Raw genomic sequence first — 21,543 nt, 5'->3', positions numbered from 1 at the left:
ATGGGTGACGTTCGGGAGAATCTCAGCTACGAGCAGTTCGGCGTCGCCGTCCGCCAGCTCGCGCAGACCGTGGCCGACGACGGGTACGAACCCGATGTCGTGCTGTCCATCGCCCGGGGCGGGGTGTTCGTCGCCGGCGGGCTCGCCTACGCGCTGGACTGCAAGAACATCCACCTGGTGAACGTCGAGTTCTACACGGGCGTGGGGACCACCCTGGAGATGCCGGTCATGCTGGCTCCCGTCCCCAACGCCATCGACTTCTCCGACAAGAAGGTCCTGATCGCCGACGACGTCGCCGACACCGGCAAGACCCTCAAGCTGGTGCGGGACTTCTGCCTGGACACGGTCGCCGAGGTGCGCAGCGCGGTGATCTATGAGAAGTCCCACTCGCTGGTGAAGTGCGAGTACGTGTGGAAGCGGACCGACGACTGGATCAACTTCCCGTGGAGCGTCGACAAGCCGGTCGTGCGCAGGAGTGGGCAGGTGCTCGACGCCTGAGGCGAGGCGAGCGTGGCGGAACAGGAAGGGGCTCCCCGGTGACCGGGGAGCCCCTTCTCGTGGGTGCGGGGACCGCTCAGAACGTGCCCAGCTTCACGATCGACAGCAGGGCGACGAGCTGGATCGCCGACGCGCCGAGCGCCTTGGGCCAGGGCAGGTCGTGGGAGCGGGAGACCATCAGGGTGAGCAGGGCGCCGGCCGCGACCCAGGTGGCCCAGCCCAGGATCTGCACGAAGGAGGCGTCGCCGCCGGCGAACATCGCCACGACCAGGCGGGGCGCGTCCGTGAGGGACATGATCAGCATGGAGAGGCCGACCGTCGGCTGCCAGGCGCCGTCGCCGCCGAGCTGGCGGGCCAGGGTGTGGGTGACCACGCCGAGGATGAAGGCGGACAGCACCATCGCCACGGCGGTGACCAGGACGATGGGTACGGCGTTCGACAGCGTGGCGTTGATGGCGTCCTCGCGGGCGCCGTCGAAGCCGAAGACCGCGAGCAGGCCGTAGAGGAAGCTCACGACGAGGGCGGGGCCCCACATCGTGTAGTCCCGCATCCGCAGGAAGGTCCGGTCGGGCGCGAGGACGATGCCGCGCAGCAGGTCCTTCCAGTGCAGCCGGGGGCCGACCGGTCCGGGCGGCGGCGCGGCGGAGCCGGCGCGGTAGGTCCCGCCCTGGCTGTAGGGGTCCTCGCCGACCGTGAACGCCTGGGTGTGGCCCGGGTTGTTGGCCGCGTACGGGTCGTAGGGGGCGCCGCCCTGGTGGGGGTGGCCGCCGTCGCCGAAGTACTCCGGTTCGCCGTGGTCCCCGGCCGGGGCGCCGCCGTGCGGCCCCGGCCACGGGCCGCCGGGAGCGGTGCCGCCGCCCCCGTACGGCTGCGGGTACGGCTGTGGCGCCGGCGGGTAGCCGTACGACGGTCCCGGCGGCGTCTGCTGTCCGTGCGGAGGGTGTTGCGGTCGCGTCTGACGAGCGCCGTTGTCCCGGCCGCGTCCGATCCTGAATCCAGCCACGCCTTCGAACGTACCTGGTCCCGGAGAGTGACGTGCCGGGGCCCGCGTCCCGGGGGCGGCTTTGCGGCCGAGCTGTGACATCCCCTAGGGGGTCGCACGGCCTGTGCCCCCGCTACCCGTAAGGGACGCGGGCGGGACGCGCGTTCAGTCGGTGAACGCGCCGCCGAGCTCCGGCAGGACGACCGGCGAGGCGGTCGACGGCACGGTGGCGGTGCCGCGCAGCAGCACGGCGGCCGGGGTGCCGCCCACGCCGAGGTCGGCCCGGCCGTCCCGGGTCAGGTCGCGCAGCCGGACGGTGTAGCCGAAGGAGGTGACGGAGTCGGCGGGGCCGGCCACGGTCGCCGGGACCCAGGAGGAGCGGGCGCCGGACAGGCCGCCGGAGCCGCCGCGGAAGAGGTGGACGCCGCCCTGGTCCTGGTGGCCGCCGGCGTCCTCGTGCGGCACGCCGACCGCGAGGTCCGCGTAGCCGTTGCCGTCGGCGTCGGCGGCGGAGAGCGCGTAGCCGAAGTTGTCGTCGGCCTCGGGGCTGCCGGAGACGCCGGAGGTGGCCTGGGTGTAGGTGACCGAGCCGCTCGGGCCGGCGGAGGTGCCGCGCCAGACGGTGACCGCGCCCTTGCCGGAGGACTGGTCGGGCAGGCCGAGGGCGATGTCGCCGTAGCCGTTCTTGTCGAAGTCGCCGATGGCGGCGCCCATGACCTCGGTGCCGAAGGTCTTGGAGGCGCCCGGGGCCAGTCCGCTGGAGGTGCCCTTGAGGAACCAGGCGCGGTGGCGCTGCTGGGAGCCGGAGAACTCGGTGCCGAGGACGACCAGGTCGGTGCGGCCGTCGCCGGTGACCTTGCCGGCGGCGAGGCCGTGCGAGTACCAGCCCGCCGACTTGTCGATCTTGCTGACGGTGCCCTTGGAGCCGGACTTGGCGAACGCGCCCCGGTACAGCCACGCCTCCTCGCCGCCGATGACCGCGAGGTCGGGGGAGCCGTCGCCGGTGAAGTCGCCGGTGGCCAGGTCGCGGCCGAAGGCGCTGTAGGAGCCCTTCGCGCCGGACGCCGGGGGGAGGTCGGTGCCGCCGGACAGGCCGGAGCGGGAGCCCCAGACGATGGTGACCGAGCCGCGGTACTCCTGCTTGCCGACGTGCTCGCTCGGGTTGCCGACGACCAGGTCGGCGTAACCGTCCTTGTTGAGGTCGGCACTGGCCAGCGAGGCGCCCCACTGGTCGTCGTCCTCGCCCGCGCCGGGGATGCCGGGACTGTCCTGGTGCAGGAACTTCGGGTGGGCGGTGTCCGGGCCCTTGGCGGTGCCGTAGACGACGGTGACGGTGCCGCCGGTGCGGTCGACGTCGTTGTAGCCGCCGTAGGCCAGGTCGCGGTAGCCGTCGCCGTTGAAGTCGTCGTAGTGCTTGGCGACGGCCGCGGAGGCGGGTGCGGTCAGGACGAGCGGGGTCAGGGCCGTCGCCGCCACGGCGGCGGCGACGGCGGCGGTTCTCAGGCGCATGGGGCTCCGTAGGGGCGTGAGGGCGGACCGGTGATCACAAGACCGCCGCCGGGGCCGGAGGGTTGTACGCGCCGCGGCGAGATCCTCGGCCGGGGAGGGGACTTGAGGCCGGGTGCGGCGGCATACGACCGCACCCCCGGGTCCGTACCGGGACCCGGGGGTGCGAAAGGGAGAGAGACGGGGTTACTTCACCGGCTCGGGCTCCGGCGCGGTCTCCCGCTCCGCCTCCCCGGCCGGGTCGGCGGGGGTCTTCACGGAGTCGAGGAGCAACTGGGCGACGTCGACGACCTGGATGGACTCCTTGGCCTTGCCGTCGTTCTTCTTGCCGTTGACCGAGTCCGTGAGCATGACCAGGCAGAACGGGCAGGCCGTGGAGACGATGTCCGGGTCGACGGACAGGGCCTCGTCGACGCGCTCGTTGTTGATGCGCTTGCCGATCCGCTCCTCCATCCACATCCGGGCGCCGCCCGCGCCGCAGCAGAAGCCGCGCTCCTTGTGGCGGTGCATCTCCTCGTTGCGGACGCCGGGGACGGCCGCGATGATCTCGCGCGGGGGCGTGTAGATCTTGTTGTGGCGGCCCAGGTAGCACGGGTCGTGGTACGTGATGATGCCCTCGACCGGGGTGACCGGGGTGAGCCTGCCCTCGTCCACGAGGTGCTGGAGCAACTGGGTGTGGTGGACGACCTCGTAGTCGCCGCCGAGCTGCGGGTACTCGTTGCCCAGGGTGTTGAGGCAGTGCGGGCAGGTGGCGACGATCTTCTTGGCCGACTTCGGCTTCGCCGACTCGGGCGTGACCTTGCCGTCCTCGTCCGTCTCCTCGCCGAAGGCGGCGTTGAGGGACATGACGTTCTCCATGCCGAGTTCCTGGAACAGCGGCTCGTTGCCCAGCCGCCGTGCCGAGTCACCCGTGCACTTCTCGTCGCCGCCCATGATGGCGAACTTCACGCCCGCGATGTGGAGCAGCTCGGCGAAGGCCTTGGTGGTCTTCTTCGCCCGGTCCTCCAGGGCGCCGGCGCAGCCGACCCAGTACAGGTACTCGACCTCGGTGAGGTCCTCGATGTCCTTGCCGACGACCGGGACCTCGAAGTCCAGCTCCTTGGTCCACTCCAGGCGCTGCTTCTTGGCCAGACCCCAGGGGTTGCCCTTCTTCTCCAGGTTCTTGAGCATGGTGCCCGCCTCGGACGGGAACGCCGACTCGATCATCACCTGGTAGCGGCGCATGTCGACGATGTGGTCGACGTGCTCGATGTCCACCGGGCACTGCTCGACGCAGGCGCCGCAGGTGGTGCAGGACCACAGGACGTCCGGGTCGATGACGCCGTTCTCCTCGGCGGTGCCGATCAGCGGGCGCTCGGCCTCGGCCAGCGCGGCGGCGGGCACGTCCTTCAGCGCCTCGGCGGGCGCCTTCTCCTCGCCCTCCATGGTCTTGCCGCCGCCGGCCAGCAGGTAGGGGGCCTTGGCGTGCGCGTGGTCGCGCAGGGACATGATCAGGAGCTTGGGGGAGAGCGGCTTGCCGGTGTTCCAGGCGGGGCACTGCGACTGGCAGCGGCCGCACTCGGTGCAGGTGGAGAAGTCGAGCAGGCCCTTCCAGGAGAACTGCTCGACCTGGGAGACGCCGAAGACGTCGTCGTCGCCGGGGTCGGCGAAGTCGATCGGCTCGCCGCCCGAGGTCATCGGCAGCAGGGCGCCCAGGGAGGTCCCGCCGGTGGCCTCGCGCTTGAACCAGATGTTGGGGAAGGCCAGGAAGCGGTGCCAGGCCACGCCCATGTCGGTCTTGAGCGCGACGGTGATCATCCAGATGAAGGAGGTCGCGATCTTCAGGCCGGCGAAGAAGTAGACCAGGTTCTGGAGGGTGGACAGGTCCAGCTCCCGCAGGGCCGCGACCACGGGGTACGAGATGAAGAACGACGCCTCGTAGCCGTCCACGTGGTGCAGGGCGCCCTCCAGGGCGTGCAGCATGAAGATGCAGACGCCGACGACGAGGATGACGGTCTCGACGAAGTACGCCTGGCCGAAGTTGGAGCCGGCGAAGCGGGACTTGCGGCCGGGCCTGCGCGGGTGGGAGAGCTGCCGGATGACGATCAGGACCAGGATGCCGAGGACCGTCATCGTGCCGATGAACTCGACGAACACGTTGTACGGCGCCCAGTCGCCGATGACGGGGAGGACCCAGTCGGCCTGGAAGAGCTGTCCGATCGCGTTGACGATCGTCAGCAGCAGGGAGAAGAAGCCCACCGCCACGAACCAGTGCGCGACGCCGACGACGCCCCAGCGGTTCATCCGGGTGTGGCCGAGGAACTCCCTGACCACGGTGAGGGTGCGCTGTGCGGGCCGGTCGGTCCGGGTGCCGGCCGGCACGGGCTGGCCCAGTCGCATGTGTTGGACGATCTGCAGGACAGCGCGTGCGAACAGTGCCACGCCGACCACGATCAGGACCAGCGACACGATGATCGCGGCGAGTTGCATTTGGGGGCTCCTCGGGCCTGCGAGGTTTCGAGGGTGTTATTACTGAGCGGTAGCTTATGCAGTCCGTCTGAGACTACCCCTATCCTCCGCCGCACTGTAGTCGGGCGTGCGGTGATCTGCGTCGCTGAGGCAACCCTGACCACGGGGGTACGACGGGGTACGGCGCCACGCCGGACCGGACCGGACATTCGTCACACATCGTGATATCCGGCTTAGCTTGGGACCGTGCTCTACGGGATCTGCGCCGCCACCGTCTCGTTCCTCCTCGCCGCCCTGCTCGCCGCGCTGCTGAGGCTCCCCGCCCAGTGGCTGGGCGTCGTCGAGCGGCGCCGGCGCCGGCCGCCCGTCCCGCTGTCCGGCGGGCTCGCCGTCGTCCTGGTCACCGCGCTGGTGGCCGGGGCCGGGGAGCGGACCGGGATGGTCCCGCTCGGCCCGGTGGTCGGCGGACTGCTGGTCGCCGGGGCCGCGGCCGGGCTGCTGGGGCTGGCCGCCGACCTGTGGAAGCTGCGCCGGCGGTGGGTCCTGGCCGGCACGGCGGTGGCGGCGGCCTGGGTGGTGCCGTACGAGGAGACGGGCATCTGGGCCGGGGCGCTGGGGGTGCTGTGGATCACCGGCGCCGCCGGGGCGTTCCGGGGGCTCGACCACGCCGACGGGGCGGCGGGGACGGTGGGGGTGGTGACCGCCTTCGGGGTCGGGGCGTGCGCGGCGGCGGAGGTGATGGACGGGGTGGCGGTGCTGCTGAGCGTGCTGGCCGCCGCGCTCGCCGGGTCCCTGCTGCACAACTGGCCGCCCGCGCGGACCGGGCTCGGGGCGTGCGGGACGCTGTTCACGGGCTTCCTGCTGGCCGCGGCGGCGCTGCTCGCCTGCGCGGGGCGCGGGCCCGGGGGCGGCGCGGGGACGCTGTTCGCGCTCACCGCGGTGCTCTGCGGTGACGTGGCCCTCGTGGCGCTGTCGCGCTGGCTGGCCGGGCGGCCCCCGCTGCGGAGCGGGCCGGACCACCTGGTGCACCGGCTGCGCCGCCTCGGGCTGACCGCGCGGGGCGCGGTCGTGCTGACCGCCGCCGGGGCGTTCGGCGGGGTGCTGACCGGGGTACTCGTGCACACCGGCCGACTGGAGCCCGGCGCCGTGCTGTGGGTGGCCGGCGCGGTGGCGGCCGTGGTGCTCGGGCTGACCCGCGTACGGGTGTACGGGCCCCGCCGGGGGAGCCGGAACGGGAGCCGATCGCGCCGCGGGGCCGCGAAGCAGTCGATGGATTTTCCGGTGCGGCAGACCCGGCGACCGGCGTCTACGCAGGTCAGAGGGTCGTTGCGCGTAAGGAACGGATAAGAGTTGAGTCCGATGGGCTCAGGTCTGTTGACCCCACGCGCGCCGTCATGCACACTTGAGCCTGTTGCACTCAAGTCAGTTGGAGGAATCAACCATGGCACGTGCGGTCGGCATCGACCTGGGCACGACTAACTCCGTCGTCAGCGTTCTGGAGGGCGGCGAGCCCACCGTCATCACCAACGCCGAGGGCGCCAGGACCACGCCGTCCGTCGTCGCCTTCGCGAAGAACGGTGAGGTGCTGGTCGGCGAGGTCGCCAAGCGTCAGGCGGTCACGAACGTCGACAGGACCATCCGGTCGGTCAAGCGCCACATGGGCACCGACTGGAAGATCAACCTGGACGGCAAGGACTTCAACCCCCAGCAGATCAGCGCCTTCGTGCTGCAGAAGCTGAAGCGGGACGCCGAGGCGTACCTGGGCGAGAAGGTCACCGACGCGGTGATCACCGTTCCGGCGTACTTCAACGACGCCGAGCGCCAGGCCACCAAGGAGGCCGGCGAGATCGCGGGCCTGAACGTCCTGCGCATCGTCAACGAGCCGACCGCCGCCGCGCTGGCGTACGGCCTCGACAAGGACGACCAGACGATCCTCGTCTTCGACCTCGGCGGCGGCACCTTCGACGTCTCGCTGCTGGAGATCGGCGACGGCGTCGTCGAGGTGAAGGCCACCAACGGTGACAACCACCTCGGTGGCGACGACTGGGACCAGCGTGTCGTCGACTACCTGGTCAAGCAGTTCCAGTCCGGTCACGGCGTGGACCTCAGCAAGGACAAGATGGCGCTCCAGCGCCTGCGCGAGGCCGCCGAGAAGGCGAAGATCGAGCTGTCCTCGTCCACCGAGACCTCGATCAACCTGCCCTACATCACGGCCTCCGCCGAGGGCCCGCTGCACCTGGACGAGAAGCTCACCCGCGCCCAGTTCCAGCAGCTCACCGCCGACCTCTTGGAGCGCTGCAAGACGCCGTTCCACAACGTCATCAAGGACGCCGGCATCCAGCTCAGCGAGATCGACCACGTCGTTCTCGTCGGTGGCTCCACCCGTATGCCCGCCGTCGCCGAACTGGTCAAGGAACTGACCGGCGGCAAGGAGGCCAACAAGGGTGTGAACCCGGACGAGGTCGTCGCCATCGGCGCCTCCCTCCAGGCCGGTGTCCTCAAGGGCGAGGTCAAGGACGTCCTGCTGCTCGACGTCACCCCGCTGTCCCTCGGCATCGAGACCAAGGGCGGCATCATGACCAAGCTGATCGAGCGGAACACCACGATCCCGACCAAGCGGTCCGAGATCTTCACCACCGCCGAGGACAACCAGCCCTCCGTGCAGATCCAGGTCTACCAGGGCGAGCGCGAGATCGCGGCGTACAACAAGAAGCTCGGGATGTTCGAGCTGACCGGTCTGCCGCCGGCGCCCCGCGGCGTCCCGCAGATCGAGGTCTCCTTCGACATCGACGCCAACGGCATCATGCACGTGACCGCCAAGGACCTGGGCACGGGCAAGGAGCAGAAGATGACCGTCACCGGCGGCTCCTCGCTGCCGAAGGACGAGGTCGACCGGATGCGCCAGGAGGCCGAGCAGTACGCGGAGGAGGACCACCGCCGCCGCGAGGCCGCCGAGACCCGCAACCAGGGCGAGCAGCTCGTCTACCAGACGGAGAAGTTCCTCAAGGACAACGAGGACAAGGTCCCCGGTGACGTCAGGACCGAGGTCGAGACGGCCGTCGCCGAGCTGAAGGAGAAGCTCAAGGGCGAGGACACCACCGAGATCCGCACCGCCACCGAGAAGGTCGCCGCCGTCTCGCAGAAGCTGGGCCAGGCCCTGTACGCCGACGCCCAGGGCGCGCAGGCCGCCGGCGGCGAGGCCCCGGGTGCCGCGGCCGGCGCCGGTGACAAGGCCGACGACGACGTGGTGGACGCCGAGATCGTCGACGACGAGCGCAAGGACGGTGCCGCGTGACGGAGGAGACCCCGGGTTTTGAGGAGAAGCCCGACGTCCCCTCCGGCGCCAACACCGACGACGCCGAGCCGCAGGCCGCCGCCCCCTCCTCGGAGGCGGAGGCGGCCCCGGCCGGGGACGCGAGCCAGGACGCGGGTCTGGTGGCCCAGTTGGACCAGGCACGCACCGCGCTCACCGAGCGCACGGCGGACCTCCAGCGGCTCCAGGCCGAGTACCAGAACTACCGCCGGCGGGTCGAGCGGGACCGGGCCGCGGTCAAGGAGATCGCCATCGCGAACCTCCTGACCGAGCTGCTCCCGGTGCTCGACGACATCGGCCGCGCCCGGGAACACGGCGAACTGGTCGGCGGCTTCAAGTCCGTCGCGGAGTCGCTGGAGACCGTCGCGGCCAAGATGGGCCTTCAGCAGTTCGGCAAGGAGGGCGAGCCCTTCGACCCGACCATCCACGAGGCCCTGATGCACAGTTACGCGCCGGACGTCACCGAGACGACCTGCGTGGCGATCCTGCAGCCCGGGTACCGGTTCGGCGAACGCACCATCCGCCCCGCGCGGGTGGCCGTGGCCGAGCCCCAGCCGGGGGCGCAGACCGTCAAGCCGGCCGAGGAGAGCGGCGAAGCGGCGGCCGACGACAAGGAGAGCGGTGGCCCGGACGAGGGCTGAGCTTGCAGTCAGCAGGAAGGAGGGACGTCGGGGATGAGCACCAAGGACTTCATCGAGAAGGACTACTACAAGGTCCTCGGCGTCCCCAAGGACGCCACCGAGGCCGAGATCAAGAAGGCGTACCGGAAGCTCGCCCGCGAGTTCCACCCGGACGCCAACAAGGGCAACGCCAAGGCGGAGGAGCGGTTCAAGGAGATCTCCGAGGCGAACGACGTCCTCGGCGACCCCAAGAAGCGCAAGGAGTACGACGACGCCCGCGCGCTGTTCGGCAACGGGGGGTTCCGCCCCGGGCCGGGCGCGGGCGGCGGCACCTTCAACTTCGACCTGGGCGACCTCTTCGGCGGCGGCGCCCCGGGCGGCGGCCAGGGAGCCGGCGGCTTCGGCGGCGGACTCGGTGACGTCTTCGGGGGCCTGTTCAACCGCGGCGGCGCCGGGCCGCGCACCCAGCCCAGGCGCGGCCAGGACGTCGAGTCCGAGGTCACACTGAGCTTCACCGAGGCCATCGAGGGCGCGACGGTGCCGCTCAGGATGTCCTCGCAGGCGCCCTGCAAGGCGTGTTCGGGCACCGGCGACAAGAACGGCACGCCGCGGGTCTGCCCGACCTGCGTCGGCACCGGGCAGGTCGCCCGCGGCTCGGGCGGCGGCTTCTCGCTGACCGACCCCTGCCCGGACTGCAAGGGCCGGGGCCTGATCGCCGAGGAGCCCTGCGAGGTCTGCAAGGGCTCCGGCCGCGCCAAGTCCTCGCGGACGATGCAGGTCCGCATCCCCGCGGGGGTGCAGGACGGCCAGCGCATCCGGCTGCGCGGCAAGGGCGCGCCGGGCGAGCGGGGCGGCCCGGCGGGCGACCTGTACGTGGTGGTGCACGTCAAGGATCACCCCGTCTTCGGCCGCAAGGGCGACAACCTCACCATCACCGTGCCGGTGACGTACACCGAGGCGGCGCTCGGCGGCGAGGTGCGGGTCCCGACCCTGGGCGGACCGCCCGTCACGCTGAAGCTGCCGGCCGGCACGCCCAACGGGCGGACCATGCGGGCCCGCGGCAAGGGCGCGGTCCGCAAGGACGGCACCCGCGGCGATCTGCTGGTCACCGTCGAGGTGAGTGTTCCGAAGGACGTGACGGGGAAGGCTCGTGACGCGCTGGAGGCGTATCGCGAGGCGACCGCGGGGGAGGACCCGCGGGCGGAGCTGTTCCAGGCCGCGAAGGGAGCTTGATCAGATGGACGGCCGTCGACGCAACCCGTATGAACTGACCGAGGAGACCCCGGTCTACGTCATCTCGGTGGCGGCCCAGCTCTCCGGCCTGCACCCGCAGACCCTGCGCCAGTACGACCGGCTCGGCCTGGTCTCCCCGGACCGTACGGCCGGCCGGGGCCGGCGCTACTCGGCCCGGGACATCGAACTGCTCCGCCAGGTGCAGCAGTTGTCCCAGGACGAGGGCATCAACCTGGCCGGGATCAAGCGCATCATCGAACTGGAGAACCAGGTCGCCGCGCTCCAGTCCCGGGTGGCGGAGCTGGAGGCCGCGCTCGACGGCGCGGCGGCGACGATGCGCCAGCGGGAGGCGGCGGTGCACGCCTCGTACCGCCGTGACCTGGTGCCCTACCAGGAGGTTCAGCAGACCAGCGCGCTGGTGGTGTGGCGGCCCAAGCGGTCGCAGTCGCCGGACTGACGGCAGGCCAGACGTGACGCGGGGCCCGGTGGTTCGGACGTGGACCGCCGGGCCCGCGCGCATGACCACCCGGTGCGCGGGATGTGAAGGCGCCCTGGAGGCGATTCCGCTCCGTCTTCACAGCGATCGCGGAGCGTGGTGTTGCCATCTCGTTAAGTGGTTCCGCTTGACGCCGTAGTGCGCTGACGCGTTGGCTTTTCAGTCACCTGGGTCGCAATGCGGCCCCCGCGTCCGGAAGACACCAGAAGTGAGCTGCTGTATGCGTCGTATCGCCATATCCGTGGCCGCGTCCACGATGACCCTCTCACTGGCGGCCTGCGGGGCGCTGGGGGCGTCGAGCAGCAGCGACGGCGCGAGCCCGACCAAGGGCAACGACCTGACGGTGGGTCTGCTGCTGCCGGAGAAGGAGAACACGCGTTACGAGCAGTTCGACGCCCCGATCTTCAAGAAGAAGATCGCCTCGCTCACCAAGAACCAGGGCAAGGTCACGTACGCCAACGCCGAGGCGAGCGCGGGCAAGCAGGAGGACCAGCTCCAGCAGATGATCGACGACAAGGTCGACGTGATCGTGCTGGACGCGGTCGACTCGCACGCCATCGCGGGCGGGGTCGAGAAGGCCAAGGACGCGGGCATCCCGGTCATCGCCTACGACCGGCTGGCCGAGGGCCCCATCGACGCGTACATCTCCTTCGACAACGAACTGGTCGGCGAGGTCCAGGGCCGCACCCTGCTGGACGCCCTCGGCAGCGAATCCGCCGCCGCCCAGATCGTCATGATGAACGGCTCGCCCACCGACCCCAACGCCAAGCAGTTCAAGGCCGGGGCGCTGGCCGAGCTGGCCGGCAACGTGAAGATCGGCGCCCAGTTCGACACCAAGGACTGGAAGCCGGAGAACGCCGAGGCCAACATGGCCGAGGCGATCGGCAAGCTCGGCGCGGACGGCATCGACGGCGTCTACTCCGCCAACGACGGCATGGCCGGCGGCGTCATCAAGGCGCTGAAGGCGGCCGGCGTCACCGACCTGCCGCCGGTCACCGGCCAGGACGCGGACCTCGCGGCGGTGCAGCGGATCGTCTCCGGCGAGCAGTACATGAGCGTGTACAAGTCCTACCCGCAGGAGGCCGAGAACGCCGCCGAGATGGCCGTGGCCCGGGTGCAGGGCCGGGACATCCAGTTCGACGCGCTCACCGGCGACAAGGTCGACAGCCCCACCGACAAGGACATTCCGGCCCAGTTGGTGTCGGTGACCGCGCTCACCAAGGACAACATCAAGGACACCGTCATCGCCGACGGCATCCACAAGGTCTCCGACATCTGCACGGCCAAGTACCAGGCGGACTGCGCGAAGATCGGCCTCACCGGCTGAACCGCCGTCCCTGGCCGTGTTGCGGACCCGGTCCCGGCCGCGCATAGTTGCGCTGCACGAGACGCGTTACGCGGGGGTGGGACGGGCGATGGCCGGGCACGGGACGGAGGAGCATCCACACGGTGCCGACCGGCTGTGCGAGGCCGGGGACCGGGTGTACTCCCGGGCGGTGCGGCGCGGCCGGGTGCCGCGCCGGGACGCCGAGCCGGTGCCGTGCCTGCTCGAACTCGCCCTGCTGCACCCCGATCCGGACGACATGGACTGGCTGGTGCCGACCCCTCCGCAGGAGGTCGTGACCCAACTGCTGCGCGGGGTCTACGAGGAGGTCAGCGCCAGCAGGCTGCGGGTGGGGGCGGCTGTGGCGGCCGTCGAGCGGTACGCCGGTCTCGGCGGGCCGCGGCGGCAGGCCCCGGCGTCCGGGGAGGGCACCGCGATCCGGGTGCTGGACGGGCTGGGCCGCATCCAGGCCGCGATGGACGAGGCGACCGAGGCGTGCACCACGGAGGTGCTCACCGTCCAGCCGGGCGGCATCCGGCGCGAGCACGAACTCACCGAGGGCCTGCACCGGGCGCTGGCGCTGCGCGGGCGCGGGGTGCGGATGCGGGACCTCTACACGCATGTCGCCCGGCACGGCCAGGGGCTGCTCAACTACCTGGAGCTGATGGGCGACGCGGTCGAGGCGCGCACCCTGGACGAGGTGATCGACCGGCTGATCCTGTTCGACCGCACGGTGGCGTTCGTCCCCGCCAACGCCGAGCGCACGATGGCCCTGGAGCTGCGCCACCCGGCGCTGGTCGGGTACCTCGTGACCGTCTTCGAGCGGCTGTGGCGGCTGGCGATCCCGCTGGCCGCGCCGCTGCCCGACACCGGCATCGAGGGCATCTCGCACCGGGAGCGGTCCATCGCGGCGCTGCTGGCGGAGGGGCACCAGGACGCGGTGATCGCCGAGCGGCTGGGGATCAGCGTGCGGACCTGCCGGGCGCACATCGCCAAGCTGTCGGAGACGCTGGGCGCGGCCAGCCGGACCCAGTTGGGCGTGCGGATCGCGCAGGCGGGGCTGGACGGGCCGCCGGTCAGCTCTCCCGGTCGAGAATCCCCGAGCGCGCGATGAGGTAGCCCAACTGGGCGCGGCTCTCGCTGCCGAGGGTGGCGGCGAGCTTGGCGATGTGCTCGCGGGCGGTGCGGACGTTCATGCCGAGGCGGTCGGCGATGACGGCGTCGGTGTGGCCCTCGACCAGGAGGGCGGCGATGGCCCGCTGGCGGGGGGTGACGCCGCCCAGCGTGGGCTGCCGCACCGCCCGGGGGTACATGGGGGTGGCCAGCCGCCAGAACCGCTCGAAGGTGGTGGCGAAGTAGGAGATCAGCGCCGGGTGGCGGACCTCCAGGGCCATCGTGCGCTCGGCGTTGGCGGGGACGAAGGCGGCCGTGCGGTCGATGAGGACCAGACGCTCGGTGATCTCGTCCAGGGTGCGGGCCTGTACGTCGCCGGTGAGCCGTTCGTAGCGGGCGAGGACGGTGGGGGCGTAGCGCAGGGTGTGCTGGTAGAGGGTGCGAATCCGGCCACCGCGGTCGAGGAACTCCTGGTCGCGGCGGATCGCGGGTTCGTGGACGTGCGGCGGGGGGCCGATGTGGCCGGCGTGCGGCTGGATGGTGAGGAGTTCGTCGCCGGCCTCGGCCAGCACCTCGGCGATGGCCCGGTCGATGCGTTCCTTGCCGCTGAGGACGCCGAGCGTCGGGGTGTGTCCGGCCGCGGGGCCGCCCCGGGCCTCGCGCAGCAGCGGGGCGAAGGTCTCGGCCAGCTTCTCCTCGCGCCGCCGTTCCTCGGCGATGCGCCGCCCGGAGGCGCGCAGCAGCCTGTGCAGGGCCAGGGCGGGCGGTACCGGCTCCCACAGGTGCGGGGCGTCCACGGCCGGGCGGAGCAGCCCCAGGTCGAGCAGGCAGGGCGCCTGGGCGGTGTCCTCGGGGCGCAGGCGGCCCTCGCCCAGGGCGCGGGCGTACAGCGAGGTACCGGCGGCGCAGAGGTCCTCGATGCCGTGCTCCCGGTGGGGCGGGGGCGCGTTCACGGGGCGGCTCCCTTGTCGAGGAGCCCCGACTGGGCGATGAGGTAGCCCAACTGGGCGCGGCTGCCGCTGCCCAGGGCCTGGGCCAGCTTGGCTATGTGGGCGCGGCAGGTGCGCACGTTCATGCCCAGGCGCCGGGCGATGGCCTCGTCGACATGGCCCTCGACCAGGAGCTTGGCGATGGAGTGCTGGATCTCGGTGATGCCGTCGGGGGCGGTCTCGTAGGGGGCGCCGGTGCTCAGCGGGACCGCGCGGGCCCACATGAACTCGAAGACCTTGATCAGGTACCGGACGACACCGGGGTGGCGCAGTTCCAGGGCGACCTGGCGGTCGTCCCGGGTGGGGATGAAGGCGACCGTCTCGTCGCAGATGATGAGGCGCTCGACCAGCTCGTCGATGGTGCGGTACTCGACCTTGCCCTCGGAGAACTGGGAGACGTACCCCAGGGTCTCGGGGCTGTAGCGGGCGGTGTGCTGGTAGAGCGTCCTGATCCGGACACCGCGGTCGATCAGCGGCCGGTCGCGTTCCAGGCCCTGGAGGAGGGTGTGCTCCAGGCGGCGGCTGCTGGGCTGGACGGTGAGCATCTCCGAGCGGCACTCGGCGGTGGCCAGGTCCAGCGCGGAGTTGATGCGGTCCAGCCCCTCCAGGACGGAGATGGAGTGGGTCCGGGAGGTGACCTGGGCGCTGAGCGCCATGAACGGCTCGAACGCTTCGGCCATCGCGATGGACAGCCGCCGGCGCTCGGTGATCTCGCGCTCGATGGGGTTCAGCCGCTGGGCGAGCGCCACCGACGGGGGCACCGGCCGCAGCCAGCTCGGGTCGTCGGGGTCGGGATGGAGCAGGTCGAACTCCATCAGGCAGGGGGCGGGCCCGACGTCCTCGCGGGCGATGCGGCCGGCCCGCAGAGCGGTCGCGTAGAGGCGGCTGCCCTCCTCGCACAGTTCGGACATCGCATGGGGATGTGATGCTTTAGTCAGATTCGTTGGCAAATCTCCACCCCCCAGGGTCCTGAACATGCAGGAACATGATGCACCGATTGTGTGGCCATGACGTGCCCGAATGAGCCATCGTCTTGTTCGACGGGGGAACGAGGGGACCTTCAAGTGAGGACGAAGCCGACTATGCGCACAAGAATGCTTCGCTCGGTACTTGTTGCCGCCTTCTCCGCCGTTCTGGCCATGGGCGCAGTCAGTGGCCTCGCGGGTGGGGGAAGCGACTACAAGACGGCGGACAGCACCTGGGGAATGACCAAGTCGACGGTCACGGTGTACGACCGCGGTGCTCAGCCTGCTTCCTCTGGTGAAGACGACAGCACTTGGGGCTGACTGATGACCACTCCACCCGACGACCGCTCCTTCCGCCGCGAGATGGCCACCGCCTACCGCTCCGGCTGGCACTTCATCGACCTGGTCACCGCCATCCCCCACAGTGGTGACTCGTTGATGGTGACCGTCTTCGGTGAGCCGGTCGTCGTCACCCGGGACGAGGACGGAGACGTCCGGGCGTACCGGTGTCTGCGGCGGCCCCGGGGGGCGCCGCAGCCCGTACGGTGTGCCATCCGTTACGGAATGATCTTTGTGAACCTGGACCAGCGGGACCACCGGCTCGTACCGCCGGAGGAGTCCGACGTGCGGACCATCTCAGCCACCCCCCGCAGTGCCTGACGCGATTCCCCCGTCGTAACAGATCGCTCAGGCGCTTCCCCCCGCAGCGGCGTCACCGTGACCTGAACACGGTGACGCCGCTGCAGTTTTCCGGGACTCTCCCGATATCGCCCGGCCCGATCAGTGGCCGGAAACAGTCGGTGCGGGCCGCCGCCCGAGAGCGTTCTCAGCCGCGTCCCAGCGTCCGGTCCACCGCGATCTCGATCACCACGCGGGTGGGATTCGGCCTCGGCGGCCGGTACCGCTCGGTGTACCGCCGCTCCGCCTCCGCGACCGCCTCCGGCTCGTCCCGCAGGACCGCCCGGCCCTCCAGGGTCGCCCATCGCGCGCCGTCCACCTGGCACACCGCGACCCGCGCGCCCGCGGCGCCGGCCGCCGCGACGTGCCGGGCCTTCGCGCTGGCCCGGTCGGTGATCACCCGGGCGATCCCGGCCGCCGGGTCGTAGGTGACCCCCACCGGCACCACGTGCGGGGAGCCGTCCGGGCGGAGCGTGGTCAGGATGCACAGATGCCGCTCCCGCCAGAAGGCGAGGTACGGCTCGTCCGGTCGCGTCATGACCCGGGAACCTACCGCGTCACGGGGAACCCGTACCGGGCCGAACTCGTACCGAGCGGCACTCCCGCCCCGGCCTTGAGTGGAATAGACTCAAGTTTGTGTACGTTGATTGAGTCAGCACTGAGATACGTGGCCGACCGCCGTCGCTAGGAGGAGAACCCGAACGTGGACGCCGAGCTGACCAACCGGAGCCGGGACGCGATCAACGCGGCCAGCAACCGGGCCGTGACCGAGGGGCACGCCGACCTGACCCCCGCACACCTGCTCCTGGCTCTGCTCCAGGGACAGGACAACGAGAACATCACCGACCTCCTGACGGCGGTGGACGCCGACCAGGCGGCCGTGCGCGCCGGGGCCGAGCGGGTGATCGCCGCCCTGCCCAGCGTCACCGGGTCGACCGTGGCGCCGCCGCAGCCCAACCGTGAGATGCTCGCGGTCGTCGCCGACGCCCAGACCAGGGCCAGGGACCTCGGCGACGAGTACCTCTCCACCGAGCACCTCCTGATCGGCATCGCCGCCAAGGGCGGGGCGGCCGGCGAGGTGCTCAAGGAGCAGGGGGCCGACGCGAAGAAGCTGCAGGCGGCCTTCCAGAAGGCGAGGGGAGGGCGCCGGGTGACCACCGCGGACCCCGAGGGGCAGTACAAGGCGCTGGAGAAGTTCGGCACCGATTTCACCGCCGCCGCCCGCGAGGGCCGGCTCGACCCGGTCATCGGGCGGGACACCGAGATCCGGCGGGTGGTCCAGGTGCTCTCCCGCCGGACCAAGAACAACCCCGTGCTGATCGGCGAGCCCGGCGTCGGCAAGACCGCCGTCGTCGAGGGCCTCGCCCAGCGGATCGTCAAGGGCGACGTGCCCGAGTCGCTGAAGAACAAGCGGCTGGTCGCGCTCGACCTCGGCGCGATGGTGGCCGGGGCGAAGTACCGGGGCGAGTTCGAGGAGCGGCTGAAGACCGTCCTGGCGGAGATCAAGGACTCCGACGGGCAGATCATCACCTTCATCGACGAGCTGCACACCGTCGTCGGCGCCGGCGCGGGCGGCGACTCCGCGATGGACGCGGGCAACATGCTCAAGCCCATGCTCGCCCGCGGTGAGCTGCGCATGGTCGGCGCCACCACGCTGGACGAGTACCGCGAGCGGATCGAGAAGGACCCCGCCCTGGAGCGCCGCTTCCAGCAGGTGCTGGTCGCCGAGCCCAGCGTGGAGGACTCCATCGCGATCCTGCGCGGGCTCAAGGGCCGCTACGAGGCCCACCACAAGGTGCAGATCGCCGACAGCGCGCTGGTCGCCGCGGCCACCCTGTCCGACCGGTACATCACCTCCCGCTTCCTGCCCGACAAGGCCATCGACCTGGTCGACGAGGCCGCCTCGCGGCTGCGCATGGAGATCGACTCCTCGCCGGTGGAGATCGACGAACTCCAGCGTGCCGTCGACCGGCTGAGGATGGAGGAGCTGGCGCTGGACAAGGAGACCGACCCGGCCTCCCGGGAGCGCCTGGAGCGACTGCGCCGCGACCTCGCCGACAAGGAGGAGGAGCTGCGCGGCCTCAACGCCCGCTGGGAGAAGGAGAAGCAGTCCCTCAACCGGGTCGGCGAGCTGAAGGAGAAGCTCGACGAACTGCGCGGGCAGGCCGAGCGGGCCCAGCGCGACGGCGACTTCGACACCGCCTCCAAGCTGCTCTACGGCGAGATCCCGGCCCTGGAACGCGACCTGGAGGCCGCCTCCGAGGCCGAGGAGGAGGTGGCCCGGGACACCATGGTCAAGGAGGAGGTCGGCCCCGACGACATCGCGGACGTCGTCGCCTCCTGGACCGGCATCCCCGCCGGGCGCCTGCTGGAGGGCGAGACGCAGAAGCTGCTGCGGATGGAGGACGAGCTGGGCCGGCGCCTGATCGGCCAGACCGAGGCCGTGCGGGCCGTCTCCGACGCCGTACGGCGCTCGCGGGCCGGGATCGCCGACCCCGACCGGCCCACCGGGTCGTTCCTCTTCCTCGGCCCGACCGGCGTCGGCAAGACCGAGCTGGCCAAGGCGCTCGCCGACTTCCTCTTCGACGACGAGCGGGCGATGGTCCGCATCGACATGAGCGAGTACAGCGAGAAGCACAGCGTGGCCCGCCTGGTCGGCGCCCCGCCCGGCTACGTCGGCTACGAGGAGGGCGGCCAGCTCACCGAGGCGGTGCGGCGGCGCCCGTACAGCGTGGTGCTGCTGGACGAGGTGGAGAAGGCGCACCCGGAGGTCTTCGACATCCTGCTCCAGGTGCTGGACGACGGACGGCTGACCGACGGACAGGGCCGCACGGTCGACTTCCGCAACACGATCCTGGTGCTCACCTCCAATCTGGGCAGCCAGTTCCTGGTCGACCCGATCTCCACCGAGGCGGAGAAGAAGGAGCAGGTCCTGGAGGTGGTCCGGGCCTCGTTCAAGCCGGAGTTCCTCAACCGCCTGGACGACCTGGTGGTCTTCTCCGCCCTCACCAAGGACGAGCTGAGCCGCATCGCCCGCCTTCAGATCGACGCCCTCGCCCGGCGCCTCGCCGAGCGGCGGCTGACCCTGGAGGTCACCGACGAGGCCCTGGAGTGGCTCGCCGTGGAGGGACTGGACCCGGCGTACGGGGCCCGGCCGCTGCGCCGCCTGGTGCAGACCGCGATCGGCGACAGGCTGGCCCGGGAGATCCTCTCCGGGGAGGTCAAGGACGGCGACACGGTCCGGGTGGACCGCTACGAGGACGGCCTGATCGTCGGACCGGCGTCCGGGAAGACACTCTGACCGGCTGGATACTGTCCGCCGTAGGCTGACAGGCCCCGCCGAGGCTTGCCACCCCCCTCCCCGCATGGGGGAGGATGGCGGAATCCGTACGAAGGGAAAATCACGGTGAGCATCGACCCGTCCTCGATTCCGAACTTCGGGGGCAAGCCCGAGCCGCAGGCCCAGGGACCGGCGGGCCCCGTCGTCCCGGATCAGGACCTCGTGAAGCAGCTCCTCGAACAGATGGAGCTGAAGTACGTCGTCGACGAGGAGGGAGACCTCGCGGCGCCGTGGGAGCAGTTCCGTACGTACTTCATGTTCCGCGGCGAGGACGACCAGCAGGTCTTCTCGGTGCGGACGTTCTACGACCGCCCCCACCAGATCGACGACAAGCCGCAGTTGCTGGAGTCCATCGACGACTGGAACCGGCGCACCCTGTGGCCCAAGCTCTACACCCACACGCACGACGACGGCACCGTCCGGCTCATCGGCGAGGCGCAGATGCTGATCGGCATGGGCGTCAGCCTGGAGCACTTCGTCTCCTCCACGGTGAGCTGGGTGCGCGCCGCCATCGAGTTCGACCGGTGGCTGGTGGAGCAGCTCGGCCTGGAGCAGGAGGTCGACGACGCGGACAAGCCGGACGAGGAGTAACCCGGCCCCGACCCGGCAGACGGCACCGTCCACAGCCTGTGGACGGTGCCGTCCGCCGTTCAGGCCGCCCTGAGCCGGCGTACGGCCTCTTCCAGGACCGTGGTCCGCTTGCAGAACGCGAAGCGGACGAAGGGGGCGCCCTCCTCGCGGTGGTCGTAGAAGACCGCGTTGGGGACGGCGACCACGCCGGCCCGTTCCGGCAGGGCGCGGCAGAAGGCGAAGCCGTCGGTGAGGCCGAGGGGGCGGATGTCGGTGGTGACGAAGTAGGTGCCGGCGGGCCGGAACACGCCGAAGCCGGCCTCCGCCAGCCCCGCCGTGAGCAGGTCCCGCTTGGCCCGCAGATCCTCGCGGAAGGCGGTCAGATAGGTGTCCGGCAGCGCCAGCGCCTCGGCGACCGCGTACTGGAACGGGCCCGCCGACACGTACGTCAGGTACTGCTTGGCCGAGCGGACCGCCGTGACCAGTGCGGGGGCGGCGGTGATCCAGCCGACCTTCCAGCCGGTGAAGCCGTAGGTCTTCCCGGCCGAGCTGATCGTGACCGTGCGCTCCCGCATCCCGGGGAAACTCGCCAGCGGCACGTGCCGGGCGTCGTCGAAGACCAGGTGCTCGTAGACCTCGTCGGTGACGACCAGCAGGTCCCGCTCGACGGCCAGTTCGGCGACGGCCGCCAGCTCGGCGCGGGTCAGGACGGTGCCGGTGGGGTTGTGCGGGGTGTTGATCAGCAGCAGCCGGGTGCGGTCGGTGACGGCGTCGCGCAGTTCGTCCAGGTCGAGGCGGAAGACGGCACTGCCGTCGGGGGCCGGGCGCAGGGTCACCGGCACCCGCGTGCCGCCCGCCATCGCGACACAGGCCGCGTACGAGTCGTAGTAAGGCTCCAGCGCCACCACCTCGTCGCCGGGCTCCACCAGCGCCAGCAGGGACGCGGCGATCGCCTCGGTGGCGCCCGCGGTGACCAGCACCTCGGTGTCCGGGTCGTACGACAGGCCGTAGTGCCGCTCCTGGTGGGCGGCGACGGCCGCGCGCAGCTCGGGGACGCCCGGTCCCGGCGGGTACTGGTTGCCGCGCCCGTCGCGCAGGGCCCGTACCGCCGCCTCCCGGACCTCCTCGGGACCGTCGGTGTCCGGGAAGCCCTGGCCCAGGTTGATGGCGCCGGTCCGGGCGGCCAGGGCGGACATCTCGGCGAAGATCGTCGTCCCGAACCCGGCGAGCCGGCGGTTGAGCAGGGGGCGTGCGCTGGAGGTCATGCCGGCCATCCTGCGCCCAAGCTCTGGAGTTCCTCAACTTCGCTTTGGCGCGGTACGGCGGAGGGCATCTCCCGGTCACGCAACGAGCGAGGCACCCGACGGGGGGCGCTTCGGGGGACGCAACGGAAGGAGGGTGGCGCCATGGTTCTCGGCATCATCCTGGCAGTGGTCGTTGTCGTGATCTTCGGGACGGTCGTCACCGC

Annotated in this window: 18 protein-coding genes; 11 read left to right on the top strand and 7 right to left on the bottom strand. The window is 71.2% G+C overall.

The window, feature by feature from the left end; all coding sequences use genetic code 11:
• Positions 1 to 498, top strand: coding sequence for a phosphoribosyltransferase (locus ACFY32_RS19375; RefSeq protein ID WP_359190039.1), 498 nt, complete (start codon positions 1 to 3; stop codon positions 496 to 498).
• A gap of 76 nt (positions 499 to 574) precedes the next feature.
• Here ACFY32_RS19375 and ACFY32_RS19370 read toward each other — a convergent pair whose 3' ends face one another.
• The 3 genes from ACFY32_RS19370 to ACFY32_RS19360 all read right to left on the bottom strand — a co-directional run bounded on the left by ACFY32_RS19370 (position 575) and on the right by ACFY32_RS19360 (position 5,455).
• Complete coding sequence (locus tag ACFY32_RS19370) at positions 575 to 1,582, bottom strand: Yip1 family protein (RefSeq protein WP_359190036.1); 1,008 nt, start codon at positions 1,580 to 1,582, stop codon at positions 575 to 577.
• 63 nt (positions 1,583 to 1,645) lie between these two features.
• Positions 1,646 to 2,989, bottom strand: a complete 1,344-nt coding sequence (locus tag ACFY32_RS19365) for an FG-GAP and VCBS repeat-containing protein (protein WP_390674812.1) — start codon at positions 2,987 to 2,989, stop codon at positions 1,646 to 1,648.
• A 183-nt stretch (positions 2,990 to 3,172) separates the two neighbouring features.
• The gene (locus ACFY32_RS19360; RefSeq protein WP_390674811.1) at positions 3,173 to 5,455 is read right to left on the bottom strand and encodes a heterodisulfide reductase-related iron-sulfur binding cluster; all 2,283 of its coding nucleotides are present in this window, start codon (positions 5,453 to 5,455) and stop codon (positions 3,173 to 3,175) included.
• Positions 5,456 to 5,680: 225 nt separating this feature from the next.
• Between ACFY32_RS19360 and ACFY32_RS19355 the strand changes: the two genes are divergently transcribed.
• The 7 genes from ACFY32_RS19355 to ACFY32_RS19325 all read left to right on the top strand — a co-directional run bounded on the left by ACFY32_RS19355 (position 5,681) and on the right by ACFY32_RS19325 (position 13,534).
• Positions 5,681 to 6,781, top strand: coding sequence for an undecaprenyl/decaprenyl-phosphate alpha-N-acetylglucosaminyl 1-phosphate transferase (locus ACFY32_RS19355; RefSeq protein WP_390674810.1), 1,101 nt, complete (start codon positions 5,681 to 5,683; stop codon positions 6,779 to 6,781).
• A gap of 94 nt (positions 6,782 to 6,875) precedes the next feature.
• Positions 6,876 to 8,729 carry a molecular chaperone DnaK gene (dnaK, locus tag ACFY32_RS19350; protein WP_359190025.1) on the top strand — a complete coding sequence of 618 codons (1,854 nt, stop codon included), beginning with the start codon at positions 6,876 to 6,878 and terminating at the stop codon, positions 8,727 to 8,729.
• On the top strand, positions 8,726 to 9,388 hold the full coding sequence (gene grpE, locus ACFY32_RS19345) for a nucleotide exchange factor GrpE (RefSeq protein WP_359190022.1): 663 nt from the start codon (positions 8,726 to 8,728) through the stop codon (positions 9,386 to 9,388). The genes dnaK and grpE overlap by 4 nt, the downstream gene beginning before the upstream one ends.
• A 33-nt stretch (positions 9,389 to 9,421) precedes the next feature.
• The gene (gene dnaJ, locus ACFY32_RS19340; RefSeq protein ID WP_359190019.1) at positions 9,422 to 10,600 is read left to right on the top strand and encodes a molecular chaperone DnaJ; all 1,179 of its coding nucleotides are present in this window, start codon (positions 9,422 to 9,424) and stop codon (positions 10,598 to 10,600) included.
• A 4-nt stretch (positions 10,601 to 10,604) separates the two neighbouring features.
• On the top strand, positions 10,605 to 11,057 hold the full coding sequence (locus ACFY32_RS19335; protein ID WP_359190016.1) for a heat shock protein transcriptional repressor HspR: 453 nt from the start codon (positions 10,605 to 10,607) through the stop codon (positions 11,055 to 11,057).
• 259 nt (positions 11,058 to 11,316) lie between these two features.
• Complete coding sequence (locus ACFY32_RS19330) at positions 11,317 to 12,423, top strand: substrate-binding domain-containing protein (protein ID WP_359190014.1); 1,107 nt, start codon at positions 11,317 to 11,319, stop codon at positions 12,421 to 12,423.
• Between the two features lie 88 nt (positions 12,424 to 12,511).
• Positions 12,512 to 13,534, top strand: a complete 1,023-nt coding sequence (locus ACFY32_RS19325; protein WP_359190011.1) for a helix-turn-helix transcriptional regulator — start codon at positions 12,512 to 12,514, stop codon at positions 13,532 to 13,534.
• Here the strand turns inward: ACFY32_RS19325 and ACFY32_RS19320 are convergent.
• Together ACFY32_RS19320 and ACFY32_RS19315 are read right to left on the bottom strand one after the other, a co-directional pair.
• The gene (locus ACFY32_RS19320; RefSeq protein WP_359190008.1) at positions 13,497 to 14,486 is read right to left on the bottom strand and encodes a helix-turn-helix transcriptional regulator; all 990 of its coding nucleotides are present in this window, start codon (positions 14,484 to 14,486) and stop codon (positions 13,497 to 13,499) included. The genes ACFY32_RS19325 and ACFY32_RS19320 overlap by 38 nt on opposite strands.
• Entirely contained in the window at positions 14,483 to 15,433 is a 951-nt protein-coding gene (locus ACFY32_RS19315) for a helix-turn-helix transcriptional regulator (RefSeq protein ID WP_359190005.1), read from the bottom strand. Before ACFY32_RS19315 ends, ACFY32_RS19320 begins: the two co-directional genes overlap by 4 nt.
• 378 nt (positions 15,434 to 15,811) lie before the next feature.
• Here ACFY32_RS19315 and ACFY32_RS19310 point away from each other — a divergent pair, with 378 nt between their 5' ends.
• Positions 15,812 to 16,147 (top strand): hypothetical protein, encoded by a 336-nt coding sequence (locus ACFY32_RS19310; RefSeq protein WP_390674809.1) that lies wholly within the window; start codon positions 15,812 to 15,814, stop codon positions 16,145 to 16,147.
• Positions 16,148 to 16,313: 166 nt separating this feature from the next.
• On the opposite strand, the gene ACFY32_RS19305 is transcribed toward ACFY32_RS19310, so the two are convergent.
• Complete coding sequence (locus ACFY32_RS19305) at positions 16,314 to 16,703, bottom strand: TIGR03618 family F420-dependent PPOX class oxidoreductase (RefSeq protein ID WP_390674808.1); 390 nt, start codon at positions 16,701 to 16,703, stop codon at positions 16,314 to 16,316.
• Positions 16,704 to 16,868: 165 nt separating this feature from the next.
• Here ACFY32_RS19305 and clpB point away from each other — a divergent pair, with 165 nt between their 5' ends.
• Together clpB and ACFY32_RS19295 are read left to right on the top strand one after the other, a co-directional pair.
• Complete coding sequence (gene clpB / locus ACFY32_RS19300) at positions 16,869 to 19,466, top strand: ATP-dependent chaperone ClpB (RefSeq protein ID WP_359189996.1); 2,598 nt, start codon at positions 16,869 to 16,871, stop codon at positions 19,464 to 19,466.
• Between the two features lie 105 nt (positions 19,467 to 19,571).
• Entirely contained in the window at positions 19,572 to 20,096 is a 525-nt protein-coding gene (locus tag ACFY32_RS19295) for a YbjN domain-containing protein (RefSeq protein ID WP_359189994.1), read from the top strand.
• Between the two features lie 59 nt (positions 20,097 to 20,155).
• Here the strand turns inward: ACFY32_RS19295 and ACFY32_RS19290 are convergent, their stop codons facing one another.
• Complete coding sequence (locus ACFY32_RS19290) at positions 20,156 to 21,349, bottom strand: pyridoxal phosphate-dependent aminotransferase (protein WP_390674807.1); 1,194 nt, start codon at positions 21,347 to 21,349, stop codon at positions 20,156 to 20,158.
• Between the last annotated feature and the right edge of the window lie 194 nt (positions 21,350 to 21,543).

Origin of the sequence: Streptomyces sp. NPDC000134, from assembly GCF_042899225.1 — a bacterium.
Lineage (GTDB): Bacteria > Actinomycetota > Actinomycetes > Streptomycetales > Streptomycetaceae > Streptomyces.
Note: the sequence above shows the minus strand (reverse complement) of the source record. Positions and strands in the feature narration are given on the sequence as shown.